The organism is Leucobacter sp. BZR 635 (assembly GCF_048061935.2).
In the GTDB taxonomy this organism is placed as follows: domain Bacteria; phylum Actinomycetota; class Actinomycetes; order Actinomycetales; family Microbacteriaceae; genus Leucobacter.
The window spans coordinates 55,921-73,086 of sequence record NZ_JBLUNZ020000017.1 but is presented as its reverse complement, the minus strand read 5'-3'; the positions used below and the strand labels follow the sequence as shown (position 1 = coordinate 73,086).

Annotated in this window: 13 protein-coding genes and 1 pseudogene; 6 read left to right on the top strand and 8 right to left on the bottom strand. The window is 69.6% G+C overall.

Annotated elements, in window-relative coordinates:
* Positions 1-160: 160 nt before the first annotated feature.
* Positions 161-1,366, bottom strand: coding sequence for a homoserine O-acetyltransferase MetX (metX, locus tag ACI1US_RS02705; RefSeq protein ID WP_461637966.1), 1,206 nt, complete (start codon positions 1,364-1,366; stop codon positions 161-163).
* A 134-nt stretch (positions 1,367-1,500) separates the two neighbouring features.
* A pseudogene (locus tag ACI1US_RS02700) lies at positions 1,501-2,865 on the bottom strand (bifunctional o-acetylhomoserine/o-acetylserine sulfhydrylase); the annotation flags it as partial.
* A gap of 155 nt (positions 2,866-3,020) precedes the next feature.
* Here ACI1US_RS02700 and ACI1US_RS02695 point away from each other — a divergent pair.
* From ACI1US_RS02695 to ACI1US_RS02685, 3 genes are read left to right on the top strand one after another with little or no spacing between them, the layout of a single operon-like run.
* Positions 3,021-3,872: an SDR family NAD(P)-dependent oxidoreductase gene (locus ACI1US_RS02695; protein ID WP_416550189.1), complete on the top strand. Its 852-nt coding sequence runs from the start codon at positions 3,021-3,023 to the stop codon at positions 3,870-3,872.
* A gap of 1 nt (position 3,873) precedes the next feature.
* Entirely contained in the window at positions 3,874-4,653 is a 780-nt protein-coding gene (locus ACI1US_RS02690) for a uracil-DNA glycosylase (protein ID WP_416550187.1), read from the top strand.
* Between the two features lie 50 nt (positions 4,654-4,703).
* Positions 4,704-5,066, top strand: a complete 363-nt coding sequence (locus ACI1US_RS02685) for a hypothetical protein (protein WP_461637963.1) — start codon at positions 4,704-4,706, stop codon at positions 5,064-5,066.
* A gap of 48 nt (positions 5,067-5,114) precedes the next feature.
* Here the strand turns inward: ACI1US_RS02685 and ACI1US_RS02680 are convergent, their stop codons facing one another.
* On the bottom strand, positions 5,115-6,068 hold the full coding sequence (locus ACI1US_RS02680) for an arginase family protein (RefSeq protein ID WP_461637961.1): 954 nt from the start codon (positions 6,066-6,068) through the stop codon (positions 5,115-5,117).
* Positions 6,069-6,192: 124 nt separating this feature from the next.
* Here ACI1US_RS02680 and hutH point away from each other — a divergent pair, with 124 nt between their 5' ends.
* Together hutH and ACI1US_RS02670 are read left to right on the top strand one after the other, a co-directional pair.
* The gene (hutH, locus tag ACI1US_RS02675) at positions 6,193-7,761 is read left to right on the top strand and encodes a histidine ammonia-lyase (protein WP_461637959.1); all 1,569 of its coding nucleotides are present in this window, start codon (positions 6,193-6,195) and stop codon (positions 7,759-7,761) included.
* Positions 7,762-7,982: 221 nt separating this feature from the next.
* On the top strand, positions 7,983-8,762 hold the full coding sequence (locus ACI1US_RS02670) for an IclR family transcriptional regulator (protein WP_461637957.1): 780 nt from the start codon (positions 7,983-7,985) through the stop codon (positions 8,760-8,762).
* A gap of 86 nt (positions 8,763-8,848) precedes the next feature.
* Here ACI1US_RS02670 and hutI read toward each other — a convergent pair whose 3' ends face one another.
* The 3 genes from hutI to ACI1US_RS02655 all read right to left on the bottom strand — a co-directional run bounded on the left by hutI (position 8,849) and on the right by ACI1US_RS02655 (position 13,491).
* Positions 8,849-10,105 carry an imidazolonepropionase gene (gene hutI / locus ACI1US_RS02665; RefSeq protein WP_416550182.1) on the bottom strand — a complete coding sequence of 419 codons (1,257 nt, stop codon included), beginning with the start codon at positions 10,103-10,105 and terminating at the stop codon, positions 8,849-8,851.
* A gap of 10 nt (positions 10,106-10,115) precedes the next feature.
* Positions 10,116-11,843: a urocanate hydratase gene (gene hutU / locus ACI1US_RS02660; RefSeq protein ID WP_416550180.1), complete on the bottom strand. Its 1,728-nt coding sequence runs from the start codon at positions 11,841-11,843 to the stop codon at positions 10,116-10,118.
* A gap of 109 nt (positions 11,844-11,952) precedes the next feature.
* Positions 11,953-13,491, bottom strand: a complete 1,539-nt coding sequence (locus ACI1US_RS02655) for an APC family permease (RefSeq protein WP_416550179.1) — start codon at positions 13,489-13,491, stop codon at positions 11,953-11,955.
* 257 nt (positions 13,492-13,748) lie between these two features.
* Between ACI1US_RS02655 and ACI1US_RS02650 the strand changes: the two genes are divergently transcribed.
* The gene (locus ACI1US_RS02650; protein ID WP_461637954.1) at positions 13,749-14,324 is read left to right on the top strand and encodes a hypothetical protein; all 576 of its coding nucleotides are present in this window, start codon (positions 13,749-13,751) and stop codon (positions 14,322-14,324) included.
* A 114-nt stretch (positions 14,325-14,438) separates the two neighbouring features.
* On the opposite strand, the gene hpaD is transcribed toward ACI1US_RS02650, so the two are convergent.
* Both hpaD and hpaE read right to left on the bottom strand, forming a co-directional pair.
* On the bottom strand, positions 14,439-15,581 hold the full coding sequence (gene hpaD / locus ACI1US_RS02645) for a 3,4-dihydroxyphenylacetate 2,3-dioxygenase (RefSeq protein ID WP_416550178.1): 1,143 nt from the start codon (positions 15,579-15,581) through the stop codon (positions 14,439-14,441).
* 81 nt (positions 15,582-15,662) lie between these two features.
* Positions 15,663-17,165, bottom strand: coding sequence for a 5-carboxymethyl-2-hydroxymuconate semialdehyde dehydrogenase (gene hpaE, locus ACI1US_RS02640; RefSeq protein WP_416550177.1), 1,503 nt, complete (start codon positions 17,163-17,165; stop codon positions 15,663-15,665).
* Position 17,166: the final 1 nt, after the last annotated feature.

Here is a 17,166-nt window from a genome sequence, read left to right as displayed (position 1 = left end):
TGACGCCTGGGTGAATTTGAAAGTTAGCACACAAAGGATACGGCGCTGGGACTTCTCGGGGGTTTGTCAGCGAGTCGCAGCCGAGCCGTGACCATGCGGCAGAAATTGTGTCGTTCTCGGCGTCCCAACCGCGAAAACGGAGTGAGGGACTCGCGGCAGATTACTCCGACAGCAGTCGGGAAAGCTGCGCGCCGACGAGCTCAAACTCGATAAGAAAGGAGTCGTGACCGTACGGTGAATCGATGCGCGTCGCCTGCGTGCCGTCGAGGCTGCCGGGAGTGTGCCGCGCGATCTCGTCTTGCCCCTCGATCGTGAAGAGCCGGTCGCTCGGGATCCCGAGCACGAGCGTCGGGAGCTCAAGCGTCTGCAGTGCCGCGCGCACCCCGCCGCGGCCGCGGCCGACGTCGTGCGAGTTCATCGCCTGCACGAGCGTGACGTAGCTGTTCGCGTCGAAGCGCCGCGTGAACTTGTTGCCGTGAAAGTCGAGGTACGACTCGACGGCGAAGCGGCCGCCGCCGCCGAGGGGGCTCACTGCCGACTGCCAGGAGCGCCCGAAGCGCTCGTCGAGCTCGGTGTTGCTGCGGTAGTTGAGTAGCGCGAGCCGGCGAGCGGTCGCGAGGCCGTGGTGCGGGCCGATGCCGTCGGGGGAGTCGTAGTAATCGCCGCCGTGGTACGAAGGATCCGAGCGGATCGCCTCGAGCTGCACGAGGTTCAAGCCGATCTGGTCGGCCGTCGTCACCGGCGGTGCCGCGATGACGGCGAGGCGGGCGGTGCGGCCGGGGTTCATGATGCCCCACTCCAGGGCGTGCATGCCGCCCATTGATCCACCGATGACGGCCGCGAAGCGATCCACCCCGAGCGCGTCCGCGAAGCTGGTTGCCGCGGCCACCTGGTCGCGGATCGTGAGATACGGGAACGTCGCGCCCCACTCGCGGTGCTCGGGCGAGAGCGAGCCTGGCCCGGTCGTGCCCTGGCAGCCGCCCAAGATGTTTGGCGCAATAATGCAGTACTTATCGGTGTCGAGCGCGCGGCCCGGGCCGACGATCTCGCTCCACCAGCCGTCGGTCGGATGCCCGGGGCCCGCGCTCCCGACGAGGTGGCTGTCGCCGGTGAGCGCGTGAAAGACGAGGATCGCGTTGTCGCGCTTGTCGTTGAGCTCACCGAAGGACTCGTAGGCCATCCTGACATGCGGGAGCTCCTCGCCGGCCTCGGTCGTGAGGGCCCCGAGCGATAGGAACTCGCGGTTTCCGACCGGATCCCCGTCGCGCCAGCCGCCCGAGATCGGCGGCCGACCCATGAGCGCGCGCAGCTGCGCGTCGGTGATGAAGTCGGTCGGGAACGAGTCCTCGGGAGTCTGCCAATCCATAACTCCCTATTGTGGCCTGCTTCTCGGCTGCGCGTGCGAATGTTACGCGGGGCCGCCGCGCTCGGAGAGAAATGACGAACGCCGCCGGCCTCGAATGAACGGGCCCGGCGGCGTCTCGCACCGAACTCAGGGGGTTACGCTGCCGCGGCAACGACCGCCCGTGCGGCGGCAAAGCCCACCTCGAGGTCAGCCTTGATGTCGTCGATGTACTCGAGGCCGATCGAGAGGCGCACGAGGCCCGGAGTCACGCCGCCCGAGAGCTGCTGCTCGGGGGTGAGCTGCGAGTGCGTCGTCGAAGCGGGGTGGATCACGAGCGAACGGACGTCACCGATGTTCGCGACGTGGCTGAACAGCTCGAGGCTGTTTACGAACGCCTTGCCGGCCTCGACGCCGCCCTTGAGCTCGAACGAGAGTACCGCGCCGACACCCTTCGGGGCGTACTTGTTGGCTGCGGCGTAGCTCGGGTCGGTGGGCAGGCCCGCGTAGTAGACGCTCGCGACGTCGGCGTGCTGGTCGAGCCACTCGGCGACGTTCTGCGCGTTCTGCGTGTGGCGCTCCATGCGCAGCGACAGCGTCTCGACGCCCTGCAGCAGCTGCCAGGCGCTCTGCGGCGCGATCGCCGAGCCGAGGTCGCGCAGCAGCTGCACGCGCGCCTTGATGACGTAGGCGATGCCGTCGCCGACGGCACCCGTGTAGCTCACGCCGTTGTAGGAGGGATCGGGCTCGGTGAGCCCGGGGAACTTGTCGACGTGCTGCGACCACGGGAAGGTGCCGCCGTCGATGATCGCGCCACCGAGGGTGGTGCCGTGGCCGCCGAGGAACTTCGTGACCGAGTGCACGACGATGTCGGCGCCGTGCTCGAACGGGCGAATGAGGAACGGGCTCGCGACAGTGTTGTCGATGATGAGCGGCAGGCTGTTCTCGTGCGCGACGTCAGCGACGGCGCGGATGTCGAGGACCTTCGTGCGCGGGTTCGCGATCGACTCAGCGAAGAACAGCTTCGTGTTCGGCTGCACCGCGCGCTGCCATGCTGCGGGATCGTCCTGATCCTCAACGAACGTGACCTCGATGCCGAGCTTCGCGAGCGAGTACTTAAAGAGGTTGTAGGTGCCGCCGTAGATCGCAGCCGAGGAGACGATGTGGTCGCCCGCGTTCGCGATGTTCAGCACGGCGAACGTCGAAGCCGCCTGGCCGCTCGAGAGCAGGAGAGCCGCGGTGCCGCCTTCGAGGGCCGCGAGGCGATCCTCTGCGACGCCCTGCGTCGGGTTCGTGATGCGCGTGTAGATCGGGCCGAACTCGGCGAGCGAGAAGCGGCTTGCCGCCTGCTCGGTGCTCTCGAAGACGTACGCGGTGGTCTGGTGGATCGGAAGCGCACGCGACCCGGTCGTCGGGTCAGGCTCCTGGCCGGCGTGGATCTGCTTGGTCTCAAAGCCCCATGCGGTCTTGTCAGTCATTGTGTGCTCCCGGTCGTTCTGTGGTCGATGCTCGGTGTGAGTTCGGTGTGGTGTTGATACGAGCGTATGGAAGCGGGGCCCCTTCGCGCAATCGGGGCCGACACGAACCGTAATGTTGCGCGTTAGGCTCGATGTAGACGGGGCCGCAGCGGCCCGCACGCGCGGTGGACCGCGCGACGAGCGCGAGGAATGGAGTGGCGATGACGCAACGAGTAGTCGTAACGGGAGCAAGCTCAGGCATCGGGGCCGCAACGGTGCGCCGCTTCGCCGAACTCGGCTGGGAGACCGTCGCGGTCGCCAGGCGACTCGACAAGCTCAAGGCGCTCGCGGCCGAGACGGGTGCGCACGTGATTCAGTGCGACGTCACCGACGAGGCCGAGGTCGCGCGCATGGCCGAGGAGGTGCGGGCGACGGGAGGAGCCTCCGGGCTCGTGAACAACGCCGGCGGGGCGCTCGGGGCTGACCCCGTCGAGACCGCGCTGAATGAGGACTGGCGGCGGATGTTCGAGGTGAACGTCATCGGGTTGCGCAACGTCACCGCGGCGCTGCTCCCGGTGCTGCGCGAGGCGACCCAGAGTGGTGCCGGTGCCGGTGCCGGTGCTGGTGCTGGTGCTGGCCCTGATTCGGCCGCCCGCGCCGGCGCCGGCGTTGATGCCGGGCACGGCTGGGCGTCGATCCTCAACCTCACCTCGACCGCCGGCCTCGCCTCCTACCCGGGAGGCGGCGGCTACAACGCAGCGAAGTACGCGGCGCACGCCGTCACCGAGGTGCTCAGGCTCGAGCTCGCGGGCGAGCCGATCCGGGTCATGGAGCTCGCACCCGGCCTCGTGCACACGGAGGAGTTCACCCTCAACCGGCTGCGCGGCGACGCGGAGGCCGCCGCGGTGCCCTACGCGAACGTCACCCCGCTCACCGCCGAAGACGTCGCGCGCGTGCTCGTCGGGGCCTTCGAGCAGCCGCCGCACGTGAACCAGGACCTCATCGTGCTGCGCCCCGTCGCGCAGTCGAGCGTCTTCCACACGCACCGCGGCCCGCTCGCCGCGAGGGGCTAGCGTGGGGCCGGCTTCGCGCCAGGGGCTCTCAGGGCTCGCGGCGCTCGTCGCCTCCGGCCGCATCGCTCCCGACTGGGGCGAGGCGCTCGCCGCAGCCGACGCGGCGTCTGCGACCCCCGGCGTGCTCGAGGAAGCGCTCGCGGGGCTCGACGAGTTTCTCGCCGCGGAGCGTGCGGCGGGGGAACAGGTACTGCCCGACGCGGATCTCGTGTTGCGGGCGTTCGAGCGGCCGCTGGCCACGGCGCGGGTGCTCATTGTGGGGCAGGATCCGTACCCCACCCCCGGCCACGCCGTCGGGCTGTCGTTCTCGACCGCCGCTCACGTGCGCCCGCTGCCGCGCAGCCTGAAGAACATATTCGCCGAGCTCGACGCGGATCTGGGGGAGTCGGCGGACGTCAACGACTGGTCGAGCGACAACTTTTGGGCGACCCCCGAGCGCACGGGTGATCTCTCGGCATGGGCCGACGCAGGCGTGCTGCTGCTCAACCGGGTGCTCACGGTGCGGGCTGGCGCGGCAGGATCCCACCGCGGGCGTGGCTGGGAGGCGTTCACCGAGCTCGCGATTCGCGCGCTGGTGGCCCGGGGTGGACCGCTCGTCGCGATCCTCTGGGGCAATGACGCACGGGCGCTCGCGCCGCTGCTCGGCGACACCGTGCGCATCGAGAGCGCGCACCCGTCGCCGCTCTCGGCGTCGCGCGGCTTCTTCGGCTCGCGCCCGTTCAGTCAGGCCAACGATGCGCTCGCCGCGCAGGGTGCTGCGCCGGTCGAATGGCGCCTGTGAGGCGGGGCGGAATAGCCGCCACGGCATGGCACGCAATTTAGACTGAAGCCATGGACCAGAACCAGCGCTGGGAACAGCTCGCCCGCATGAACGAGGCAGCACCGCCGCCAGCGCCGAGGGCGACCCCGAAGCTCGGTCGCGCTGCACTCGCGGTGGCGGTCGGCGCGATTGTGCTGTTCGTGCTCACCGCGTCACACGGGTTCCCGACGCGGGCGACGGCAGACGTCGCGCGGCAGGTCATCATGGTCGCCGGGCCCCTGCTCACCATTTCACTCGCGGTCGCCTCGTTCGTGCGCAATGAACGCAGAGCTGCCGCGGTGACCGCGATCTGCCTTCTCGTGGCCGCACCGCTGCTCGTATTTCTCGTGGTCATCCTGGCCTGGTCGGGGTACGCACGCAGCATGGGTGGCTAGTAGCGAGCCGCTGCGATCCAGCCGCGATCCAGCCGCGATCAACTGCGATCAGCCGCGTCCCAGCCGCTGGGCCAGGCCAGCCGCGGCCTCGAGCACCAGGAGCGCCGCGAGCCGCACGGTGCGCCCGTCAGGGGAGTCCGCAGTCGCATCGACCTCGGCGATGTCGATGCCGCGCACGCGGGGATCCGCCGCGAATTCCCTGGCGAATGCCCTGAGCTCGTGCGCCTGGATGCCGCCCGGAATCGACGCCGGGCAGCCCGGCGCGACCGAGCGGTCGCAGACGTCGACGTCGAGATCCACGTGGATCGGCCCGCCGCCTGCACCCGCGACCGCGAGCGCCTCGGCCGCGATCTCCCGCAGCGGGCCTTCGAAGAGCTCGTCGCGGTGGATCACCGTGATGCCCCACGCCTTGGCTCGCTCGCGGTAGGCGCGGGAATTCGCGAAGTCTGCGATGCCGATCTGCACGATGCGCTTGGGGTCGAGCCCCGCCTCGACGAGCCGGCGCACCGGCGAGCCGTTCGAGCGCCCGTCGCGCAGGTCGTGGTGGGCGTCGAGCGTGATGAGGCCGGCGAGCGGCAGCGCGTCGCCCGCAACTCCGAGCGCTGCGGGCACGGTGAGGGCGTTGTCGCCGCCGAGCGCGACGACCAGCTCGGAGCGCGCCGCGAGCTCGCGGACTGCGGTTGCGGCGGCGAGCTCGCCGAGCTCACTATCGGGGTCGGCGACATCGCCGGCGTCGATGATCCGCAGCGCCTCGTCGAGCACGAGCTCAGCCTCGGAGCCGCGGCCTGTGCCTGGCGTGCCCGGCGCGACCGCGTGGCCCGAGTACCTGCGCAGCGCCTCGCGCACGGCCGCGGGGGTGAGGTGTGCGTTCGTGGGGGAGAGCGATGTCTGGGCGGTGGGGATCCCGATCACCGCGAGATCAATTTTGTCGGTGCCGGCGGCGACGAGATCCTGCCACGCGCCCGTGCGCGGCCACAGCGGATCATGGGAGAGAGTGCTCATACCTGCACGGTAGCAACGTGCTTCGCGGCGCGACAGGGCGCGCCAGCGGGGCTCGTCCGGGATCCCGGACACGCGGGCGGGGTTGCGGCCCCCGCCGGAGCCCCGGATGCGGTGGGATCGAAGCATGACTTCGAACCTCATCGTCACCCTGGGCGACGCCCCGCTCAGCCGCGCCGACGTCGTCGCCGTCGCACGCCATAACGCCACCGTCGAGATCAGCGCCGCAGCGCTCGAACGGGTCGCCGCCAGCCGCGCCGTCATCGACGAGCTCGCGAGCGATACCCGCCCCCACTACGGCGTCTCCACCGGCTTCGGCGCGCTCGCCAAGGTGCAGATCCCGGTCGAGAAGCGGCAGCAGCTCCAGCGCAGCCTCATCCGCTCGCACGCGGCCGGCACCGGCACCGAGGTCGACCGCGAGGTCGTGCGCGCGCTCATGCTGCTGCGCCTCCAGACTCTCACGACCGGCCGCACCGGCGTGCGCCCGGTCGTCGCGGAAACCTACGCCGCGATCCTCAACGCCGGCATCACGCCCGTCGTGCACGAGTACGGCTCGCTCGGCTGCTCGGGCGACCTCAGCCCGCTCGCGCACTGCGCGCTCACGCTCATGGGGGAGGGCAACGTGCGCGTGAGCGAGGATCCGCACGCCGCACCCATCGACGCAGCCAGCGCGCTCGCCGCAGCAGGCATCTCGCCGGTCGTGCTCGCCGAGAAGGAGGGGCTCGCGCTCATCAACGGCACCGACGGCATGCTCGGAATGCTCTGCCTCGCGCTCACCGACCTCGAGCGGCTCTTCACGGTCGCCGACCTCGCTGCGGCCGCGAGCGTCGAGGCGCTCACTGGCACCGACGCCGTCTTCCAGGCGGAGCTGCACGCCCTCCGCCCGCACCTCGGGCAGGGGGTATCGGCCGCGAACATGGCGGCGGTGCTCGCCGACTCGCAGCTCGTGCAGCGACCCCGCGAGGGCGAGTTCAGCCGGGTGCAGGACGCGTACTCGCTGCGCTGCGCACCCCAGGTGCACGGTGCCGCCCGCGACACCGCGGCGCACGCCGAGCGGGTCGCCGCGGTCGAGCTCGGCTCGGCGATCGACAACCCCGTCGTGCTGCCCGACGGCCGCGTCGAGTCCAACGGGAACTTCCACGGCGCACCCATCGGGTATGTGCTCGACTTCCTCGCGATCGCGGTGGCGGACCTGGCGTCGATCTCCGAGCGTCGCACCGACCGCTTCCTCGACGTCGCCCGCAACCACGGCCTGCCGCCGTTCCTCGCGGCCGACGCCGGCCTCGACTCGGGGCTGATGATCGCCCAGTACACGGCCGCCGGTATCGTCTCGGAGCTCAAGCGCCTCGCTGTTCCCGCGTCGGTCGACTCGATCCCGTCGTCGGCGATGCAGGAGGATCACGTCTCGATGGGGTGGGCGGCAGCGCTCAAGCTGCGGCGCGCGATCGACGGGCTCTCGCGTGTGCTGTCTATAGAACTGCTCACCTCGACGCGGGCCCTCGACTTCCGAGCCGCCGACGGGGCGGGCGCACCCGCTCCCGCGACGGCCGCGGTGCACGCGCTGTTCCGCACCGAGATCCCGGCACCCGAGACCGACACGTTCCTGTCGCCGACGATCGACGCCGCCCACGGCTTCGTCGTGAGCGGTCAGGTGCTCGCCGCGGCGGACCGCGCGCTCGGCGGCGGCCTCGTCTGAGGTGCCGGTTGAGCGTCGGATCCGGTTGAGTATCTCCGGCCCGCCTCGCCCCGGAGCTGCCGGCCTCGCTCCCGAGTTGCCCCGGAGTTGCCCGACTCGCTCTCGAGTTGCCCCGGAGCTGCTCCGGAGTTGGCAGTTGTTGTCGCTTCGCGCCCGCGGAAGCGACAACAACTGCCAACTCGAGCCGGGGCCGGCACCGCCGCGCCCGCTAAGCTGCCGACATGAGTGAGCCCAAGGCACCCGCCGCAGACCAGACGCTGCGAATCCTCAGCTTGCTCGCCCGCGCCCGCGGCCCGGTCCAAGCCGGCATGATCGCCGCACAGCTCGAGCTACCCCGCTCCACGGTCTACCAGCTGCTCGCCACGCTGCAAGACCACGGCTTCGTCATGCACCTTCCCGAGGAGAAGCGCTACGGGCTCGGGATCGCCGCCGTCGAGCTGAGCTCGGCCTATGAGCGGCAGGAGCCGCTCGCCCGACTCGGCAGGCCCCTGCTCGCCGCGCTCGTCGACCGGGTCCGCGAAAGCGGACACCTCGCGGTGCCGACGGGCAGCGACGTGCTGTACGTCATTGAGGAACGCGCGCCGGGGGCTCCGCACCTCGTCACCGACGTGGACGTGCGCCTGCCCATGCACATGACGGCGAGCGGGCGGGCGATCCTCGCGGCGCTGCCCCGCGCGCAGGTGCGGGCGCTCTACCCGAACGCGCAGGCCTTCGCGCATCGCTCCAGCTCGCCCGATGGCATCGACCGCTATTCCAAGCTGCGCACGGTGCTCGACGACACCGTCACCCGCGGCTTCGCGCTCGAGCGGGGATCGGTCACCGAGGGCTTCTCGTCGGTGGCGGCCCCCGTGTTGGATCACCGGGGCTGGCCCGTCGCGGCCATCGCGATCACCTTCCCCGACGCCGCGTTCGGCGAAGACGGTTACGCGGGCATCGCCGCCGAGGTGCGTCAGAGCACGGAGCTATTGTCCACGCGGATCCACGGGCGCGCGCGGGGCTAGCTAGCGCGGGCTACCCAATCTGCGCAGCGCGCGCCAGCCCGGACTCGCCCGGCAGATTACCGCGCGACGGCGCAGCCATGCAGGGGCTAGCCGACTCGCGATCCCGCCCGCCACACGGCACCGGTCAGCCGCATGCCCGGCCGGTAGGCGAGGTGCGTGACCGAGGGTGCGTCAAGGAGCTGCAGGTCGGCGCGCGCGCCCGGGGACACGACGCCGACGCGGGGCTGGATCGCGCCGCGCGGATCCACCCACCCGTCTTCGTGCATGCCGAGCGCGATCGCGCCGCCCAGGGTCGCCGCGCGCACCGCCTCCTGAATCGTGAGGCCCATCTGCAGCACCGCGGTCGCGACACAGAAACTCATCGAGCTCGTGTACGAGGTGCCCGGGTTGCAGTTCGAGGCGATCGCGACGACGGCGCCCGCGTCGAGCAGCTTCCGCGCCGGGGCGAGCGGCATGCGGGTCGACAGGTCACAGGCGGGGAGCACGGTAGCGACGGTGCCGCGGGCGGTGCCGGTCGCTCCCGCAGCAGTGCCGCGCTGGCCGTGCTCCCACGACCCCGCGAGCGCTTCGATGTCTGCGTCGGTGAGGAAGCCGAGGTGGTCGACGCTCAGGGAGCCGTGTTCGACCGCGAGCCGCGTGCCCGGGCCGTGCCCGAGCTGGTTGCCGTGCACGCGGGTCGCGAGCCCCTTCGCCGTGGCCGACGAAAGGATGCGCGCGGTCTGTTCGTCGTCGAACGCGCCGGTCTCGCAAAACACGTCGACCGCGCTCACGTGCGGGGCGACGGCGTCGAGCATCTCGCCGGTGACGAGATCGAGGTAGTCGGCCGGATCCGCGCCCGCCGGAACCACATGCGCGCCGAGGAATGTGACGGCGTCGGCGTGGAGTGCCGCGACCCGCGCCGAGCGTAGCTCGTCGGCGACGGTGAGTCCGTACCCGGTCTTCGTTTCCATCGTGGTGGTGCCGTCGCGCCGCGCCTCGGCGACGAGCCGTTCGAGGTTCGCGGCCAGCGCCTCATCCGTGGCGGCGCGGGTGGCTTCCACGGTGACGTTGATGCCACCCGCGGCATACGACTCACCGGCCATGCGCGCCTCGAACTCGGCCGTGCGGTCGCCAGCGAACACCATGTGGGTGTGCGAGTCGACCCACCCCGGCAGCACCGCGCGGCCCGCGGCGTCGAAGCGTTCGTCGGCCGCGGGGGCCTGCGAAGCGGGGCCGACCCAGGCTACGCGGTCACCCTCGATGACGACGGCGGCGTCCGCGAGGCGACCGCCGAGCCCCGCGCCGAGCGACTCATCGTTGGTGGTGAGCTCGCCGATGTTGTCGATGAGGAGTGTGCGCGTCATGAATATGTTCCTACCAGGCTGTCTCGGTGTTGCGAATGGTCGGCTCCATCGGCACGCGCACACCGCGCTCGTTCGCGACGTCGGCCGCCCGCTGGTAGCCCGCGTCGACGTGCCGGATCACGCCCATGCCCGGGTCGTTCGTGAGCAGCCGCTCAAGCTTCTCGGCGGCGAGCTCCGTGCCGTCGGCGACCGACACCTGACCGGTGTGGATCGAGCGGCCGATCCCGACGCCGCCGCCGTGGTGGATCGACACCCAGGTCGCCCCAGACGATGCCGCAGTGAGGGCGTTGAGCAGCGGCCAGTCGGCGATCGCGTCGGAGCCATCGGCCATCGCCTCGGTCTCGCGGTACGGCGAGGCCACGGAGCCTGCGTCGAGGTGGTCGCGGCCGATGACGATCGGGGCCTGCACCTTGCCCTCGGCGACGAGCCTGTTGAAGAGCAGCCCCGCCTGGTGGCGTTCGCCGTAGCCAAGCCAGCAGATGCGGGCGGGGAGGCCCTCGAACTCGACCCGCTCGGCTGCGGCGTCGAGCCAGTTGTGGAGGTGGGAGTTCTCCGGGAAGAGGTCCTTGAGCGCGGCGTCTGTCACGCGAATGTCTTCCGGGTCGCCCGAGAGCGCCGCCCAGCGGAACGGCCCGAGCCCCTCGGAGAACAGCGGTCGAATGTAGGCCGGGACGAATCCGGGGAACTCGAAGGCGCGGTCGTAGCCGCCTTTGCGTGCCTCGTCGCGGATCGAGTTGCCGTAGTCGAAGACCTCGGCCCCTGCGTCTTGAAACTCGACCATCGCGCGCACGTGCTGCGCCATCGACGCCTGCGCGTCGCGGGTGAAACCCTCGGGGTCTGCCTCGGCGCGGGCGAGCAGTTCGCTCGCCTCGTAGCCGATCGGGAGGTACGAGAGGGGATCGTGGGCGCTCGTCTGGTCGGTCACGAGATCTACCGTGATCTCGCCGGCGCGGTGCCGGCGGAGGATTTCGGGGAACACCTCGGCGGCATTGCCGACGAGGCCGACGGACCAGCCGCGCTGCTCGTCTTTCGCGCGCTGCAGCGTCGCGAGCGCGTCGTCGAGGTTCGTGGCGACCTCGTCGAGGTAGCGCTTGCCGACGCGGCGGTCGAGCCGGGTCTCATCGACGTCGACGACGAGGCAGGCGCCGTCGTTGAGGGTGACGGCGAGCGGCTGGGCGCCGCCCATGCCGCCGCAGCCGCCGGTGAGGGTGATGGTGCCGGCGAGGGATCCCTTGCCCGCGACCGCTGCGGCGCGGCCCTGGCTGATGAGCTTCCGGCCCGCTGCGGCGAAGGTCTCGTAGGTGCCCTGCAGAATGCCCTGTGTGCCGATGTAGATCCACGAGCCCGCGGTCATCTGGCCGTACATCATGAGGCCCTCGGCCTCGAGCTTACGAAACTCGGGCCACGTCGCCCAGTCGCCGACGAGGTTCGAGTTTGCGAGGAGCACGCGCGGTGCCCATGTGTTCGTGCGGAAAACCCCGACGGGCTTGCCCGACTGCACGAGCAGCGTCTCGTCGTCCTCAAGGTCGCGGAGCGTGTCGACGATCGCGTCGAACGCCTCCCACGAGCGGGCCGCGCGGCCGGTGCCGCCGTAGACGACGAGGTCGTCGGGCCGCTCGGCGACCTCCGGGTCGAGGTTGTTCATGAGCATGCGCAGCGGGGCTTCGGTCTGCCAGCTCTTCGCTGAGATCTCCGTGCCGCGAGGGGCGCGGACGGGGCGTGCACCGGGGAGAGCCATCATGGATCCTTTCGATCAGGTGACTCCATCACACCGCGAGCCGGGGAGCGAAACAACGCTCCCCGGCTCGCGGGTGTCCGGAACCCCGGACGCGGGTGCCCAGCTGCGGCTACGCCTCGCCAGCGTCCACGACGTCGACAAGCTGCGTGCCGTACGCGCCTGGCTCGGTTCCGCGGCCGATCCGCTCGTAGATTGCGGGCCGCTTGGCGCGCAGCACGAGCCCCCACACCACGCCGATGATGCCGGCGAGCGCGACGATGATCGGCAGCACGTAGGTGCTCGCCTCCGGCGACTCCTGGCCCATTTGCACGTGGAAGTTCGCGATGATCATCACGAACACCCAGGCGAGCAGCAGCCCAGAAACCAGGGGAGCGATGAGCGTGGGCCAGACGCCGAGGCCTCGGCGATCCTTCGCAAAGAACCCGATCACGGCCGCCGCGATCACCGCCATGAGCATCACGAGCGCCATCGCGCCGGTGTTCGTGAGCCAGGTGAACATCGTGAGCACCGGGTACAGGAAGCTCTGCTCGCCGAGCGCCTCGGCACCCCCGAAAGCGTCGCCCGCGAGCGCGAACCCGATGGTGACGAGGAGTGCGATGACGGTCTGCGCGATCGAGCCAGCCCAGGGCGCCCCCGAGGGGCCAGTGCGGGCGAACCAGGTCGGCAGCACACCCTCGCGCCCGAGCGAGAAGAAGTAGCGCGCGACCGCGTTGTGGAACGACTGGAGCGCAGCAAACAGGCTCGTGAGGAACAGGATGTTCATGATGTCCACGAACAGCACGCTCACATGGTCTGACATGAACACGAACATGAGGTCGGGCCCCGATTCCTGCGAGGCCGCGACGATGTTCGAGGGGCCGACGCCGACCGAGAACGCCCAGGCGCTGAATGCGTAGAACAGGCCGATGATTGCAACCGCCGCGTAGGTTGCCCGCGGCACGGTGCGCTTCGGATCCTTCGCCTCCTCGCCGTAGATCGCAGCGCCCTCGAACCCCATGAACGCGGCGACACCGAAGACAAGCACGATGCCGAGCGACGGGCCGAAGAGCTCCGCGGGGTTTAGCGTCGCCGTTGTCACGCCCTCAGGTGCGGCGGCGATCGCGTACACGTCGAAGACGATGACCACGAGGAACTCGAGGGCGACAAGTACTCCGAGCACCTTCGCCGAGACGTCGATCTTGTTCATGCCGAGCACGCCGACGAGGGCAATGCCGCCGATGATCCACGCCCACCACGGCGTGCTGATGCCGAACTTCGTCTCGAGGAACATCGACAGCTGAAACCCGAACAGCCCAAAGATGCCGATCTGCATCGCGTTGTACGCGACGAGCGCGATGAGGGCGGCACCGACTCCCGCCGCACGGCCGAGGCCCTGCGAAATGTACGCGTAGAAGGCGCCCGCGTTCGTGATGTGGCGGCCCATGGCCGTGTAGCCGACCGCGAACACGGTGAGGATCACGGCGATCACGAGGAAGCCGAGCGGCACCCCGAGCGAGCCGGTCACCGCGAACGATGTGGTGACACCGCCCGCGATGACCGTGAGCGGGGCGGACGCCGCGATGATCATGAACGTGATTGCCGGCGCCCCCAGGGTGCGGCGGCTCAGGCCAGGGTCTGTCGGGTGCGCGGAATGCGGTGATTCGCTCATGTGCGTGAGTCCTCTCGTGGCGTCGTTGCCGGTGCGCCATTCGGGGTCCCGTTGAGCGCGTCGAAACAGAGTCTAAGAAGCTGCACAGCGTGGAGGTAGGCCTCGGCTGTGTAGCCAGCGCACGGCCCATGACTCGCAGTGCAGACTTCCCAGGTCACGTGACGGTGAGTCTGCTGGGGGCGCATAGTGCATGTCTCTGGGCGCATGCCTCGCCCGCGCGGCATCGAATCTGCACGCAAGCTCCGTAGGGTGAAATGATGCTCGCAGCGACAGTGATGGTCGCGGCCGCCGCACTGTGTGTGTGGTGCGCCGCACGGTCGCGCAGCCCGTTGCAGATCGTCGCTGCGTCGGTGATGTTCATGGCGATGCTTGATCATGGGATCACCCTGCTCGTATCCCCTGTGATCTGGGCCGCACTCCTCATCGGGGGAAGCCTGCTGGTCGGGGCATCGTTGCGGCCGGCGCAGGTCGACACTGGTGCTGGGGCCGGCGGGCCGGAACTCTCGAGTGACCGGGCGCAGGGGGTTCTGTGCGCTATCGCGTATCCGGCGATGGCGGCGCTCATGCTACTTCGGACGGCTCCACCGTTCACTCGTGGGGCTGAGATCGCCGCCTCGGGTGTCGCCGCCATGAATGCGGGAGCCGAGTCAGGAATCGGCGAGGTTGTTCACCACCACGGCGGAACGCCACCCGCAGGCTGGCTGGTAGCGGCCGTCGTCGTGCTCGTGGTAGCGCTCGGGGGAGTCGCAGTCGCCGCACTCCGAGAAGGACGACGGGTCGCTGCCGTGGAAGCGGGGGCGATGTCACTGATGCTTGGATCTATGCTCGCCTGATCTCCTGTCACCGCATCCCACGCCCGCCACGGGTAGGTACACCTGCGAGCCCGTCGTCTGGAGACAGGAATGGGCCGGGGCGCGTGTGCGCCCCGGCCCCGATCCACCGCGTAATTACAGCGTGTTGCCGAGCTTGAAGCCCTTCTCGCCCTCGTCGTCACGCGTGTACGAGAAGCCGTCGGCGCCGATGGTCACTGCCATCTCGCTGGCGTCGGTGCGGGCGACGACCTCGCGCGGCTTGCCGTCGAGATCGAGCACGAGCGAGCCCTCGGTGTACCACGACGGCACGACGGGGTTGCCCCACCAGTCGCGGCGCTGGTTGTCGTGCACGTCCCACGTGACGACGGGGTTGTCGGGGTCGCCCGTGTAGTAATCCTGCGTGTAGATCTCGACACGGTGGCCGTCGGGATCGAGGATGTACAGGTAGAACGCGTTCGAGACGCCGTGGCGGCCCGGGCCGCGCTCGATGCGGTCGGACATGCGGAGCGCGCCGAGCTTGTCGCAGATCGCGAGGATGTTGTGCTTCTCGTGGGTCGAGAACGCGACGTGGTGCATGCGGGGGCCGTCGCCGCCGGTCATCGCGGTGTCGTGGACGGTCGGCTTGCGGCGCATCCACGCGGCGTAGACGGTGCCCTCCTCGTCCTGGATGTCCTCGGTGACGCGGAAGCCGAGATCCTGCATGAACTTCACCGCGCGCGGCACGTCGGGCGTGATCTGGTTGAAGTGGTCGAGCCGCACGAGCGCGCCAGGCGTGTGCAGGTCGTAGCGCCACGAGAGCCGCTCGACGTGCTCGACGTCGTAGAAGAACTCGTAGGGGAAGCCGAGCGGATCCTCGACGCGCACCGAATCGCCGATGCCCTTCGTAAAGCCTTCCTTGCGACGCTCAACGCGGCAGCCGAGCTCCTCGTAGAAGGCGACGGCCTTGTCGAGCTCTTCGGGGCTGCGCACGCGGTACGAGAACGCGGCGACCGCGGCGACGTCGCCCTTGCGGAGCACGAGGTTGTGGTGAATGAACTCCTCGAGCGAGCGGAGGTAGATCGTGTTCTCGTCTTCCTCGGTGACGGTGAGGCCGAGCACGTCGACGTAGAACTCGCGCGACTTCGCGAGGTCGGTGACGACGAGCTCCATGTATGCGCAGCGGAGAATATCCGGCGCGGGAACCGAGGGGGTGGGGACCGGGTTGTCGGTCACGATCGGGGCTTCTTTGGTGACGTAGAAGCCGGAGGAGGTCTTCTCGCGACCCTTGAGTTCAGACATGCGTTGTCCTTTCTGATGGCCGGTTGGCGCGCTCGCCGCGGAGCGCGCCAGCCGGAATCTGTTGGTGTTGGCTGTGAGCCGTTACTTGCTGGGGCCCGCGCCGAACTTCGGCGAGTGCGCCTCGTTGAGCGTGATGTGCACGGCCTGCTGGTCGGTGTAGAAATCGATCGAGCGGTAGCCGCCTTCGTGGCCGAGACCCGATGCCTTCACGCCGCCGAACGGGGTGCGCAGGTCGCGCACGTTGTTCGAGTTCAGCCAGACCATGCCGGCCTCGACTGACTGGGAGAAGTTGTGGGCGCGCTTGAGATCCGAGGTCCAGATGTAGGCGGCGAGGCCGTACTTCGTGTTGTTCGCGAGCTCGAGTGCCTCCTCGTCGGTGTCGAACGGGGTGATCGCGACGACCGGCCCGAAGATCTCCTCCTGGAAGATGCGCGCGTCGGGCGCGACGTCAGCGAACACGGTCGGGGAGACGAAGTTGCCGACGGGGAAGCCCTCGGGGCGGCCGCCGCCAGCGACGAGGCGGCCCTCGGTCTTGCCGATCTCGACGTAGCTCATCACCTTCGCGTAGTGCTCGGGGTGCACGAGCGCGCCGACCTCGGTTGCGGGGTCAGACGGCAGGCCGACAACAACGTTCTTCGCGCGCTCGGCGTAGCGCTCGACGAACTCGTCGTAGATCGAACGCTCGACGAGGATGCGGCTGCCGGCGGTGCAACGCTCGCCGTTCAGGCTAAACACGCCGAACACGGTGGCGTCGAGGGCCGATTCGAGATCCGCATCCGCGAACACGACCGCCGGGCTCTTTCCGCCAAGCTCCATCGAGAGGCCCTTGAGGTACGGGGCCGCGTTGCCGAAGATGAGCGAGCCGGTGCTCGACTCACCCGTGAACGAGATGAGCGGCACCTCGGGGTGCTTGACGAGCGCGTCGCCAGCCTCCTCGCCGAGTCCGTTCACGAGGTTGAAGACGCCGTCGGGCACGCCGGCCTCGCGGAAGATCTCGCCCCAGAGCGACGCCGACAGCGGCGTGAACTCGGCGGGCTTGAGCACGACGGTGTTGCCGGTCGCGAGCGCGGGGCCAAGCTTCCACGACTCGAGCATGAACGGCGTGTTCCACGGCGTGATGAGGCCCGCGACGCCGATCGGCTTGCGGTTCACGTAGTTGATCTGGCGGCCGGGCACCTTGAAGGTGTCGTCGTGCTGCGCGACGATGAGGTCGGCGAAGAAGCGGAAGTTCTCGGCCGCGCGGCGTGCCTGGCCCTTTGCCTGCGTGATCGGCAGGCCCGAGTCGAAGCTCTCGAGCTCGGCGAGCTGCGCGTCACGCGACTCGACGATGTCGGCGATCTTGTGCAGGATGCGCGAGCGCTCGCGCGGCACCATCTTCGGCCACGGGCCGTCGGTGAAGGCGCGGCGGGCCGCAGCGACCGCGAGATCAATGTCGGCCTGCTGGCCGGCAGACGCGCGGATGTAGGTCTCGTTCGTGACGGGATCGAGGACGTCGAACTCCTCGCCGCCGACCGAGTCGACGAACTTGCCGTCGATGAAGTGGCGGATCTTGTCGGGAATGCCTGCGGGAATGTTCTGAGTCATG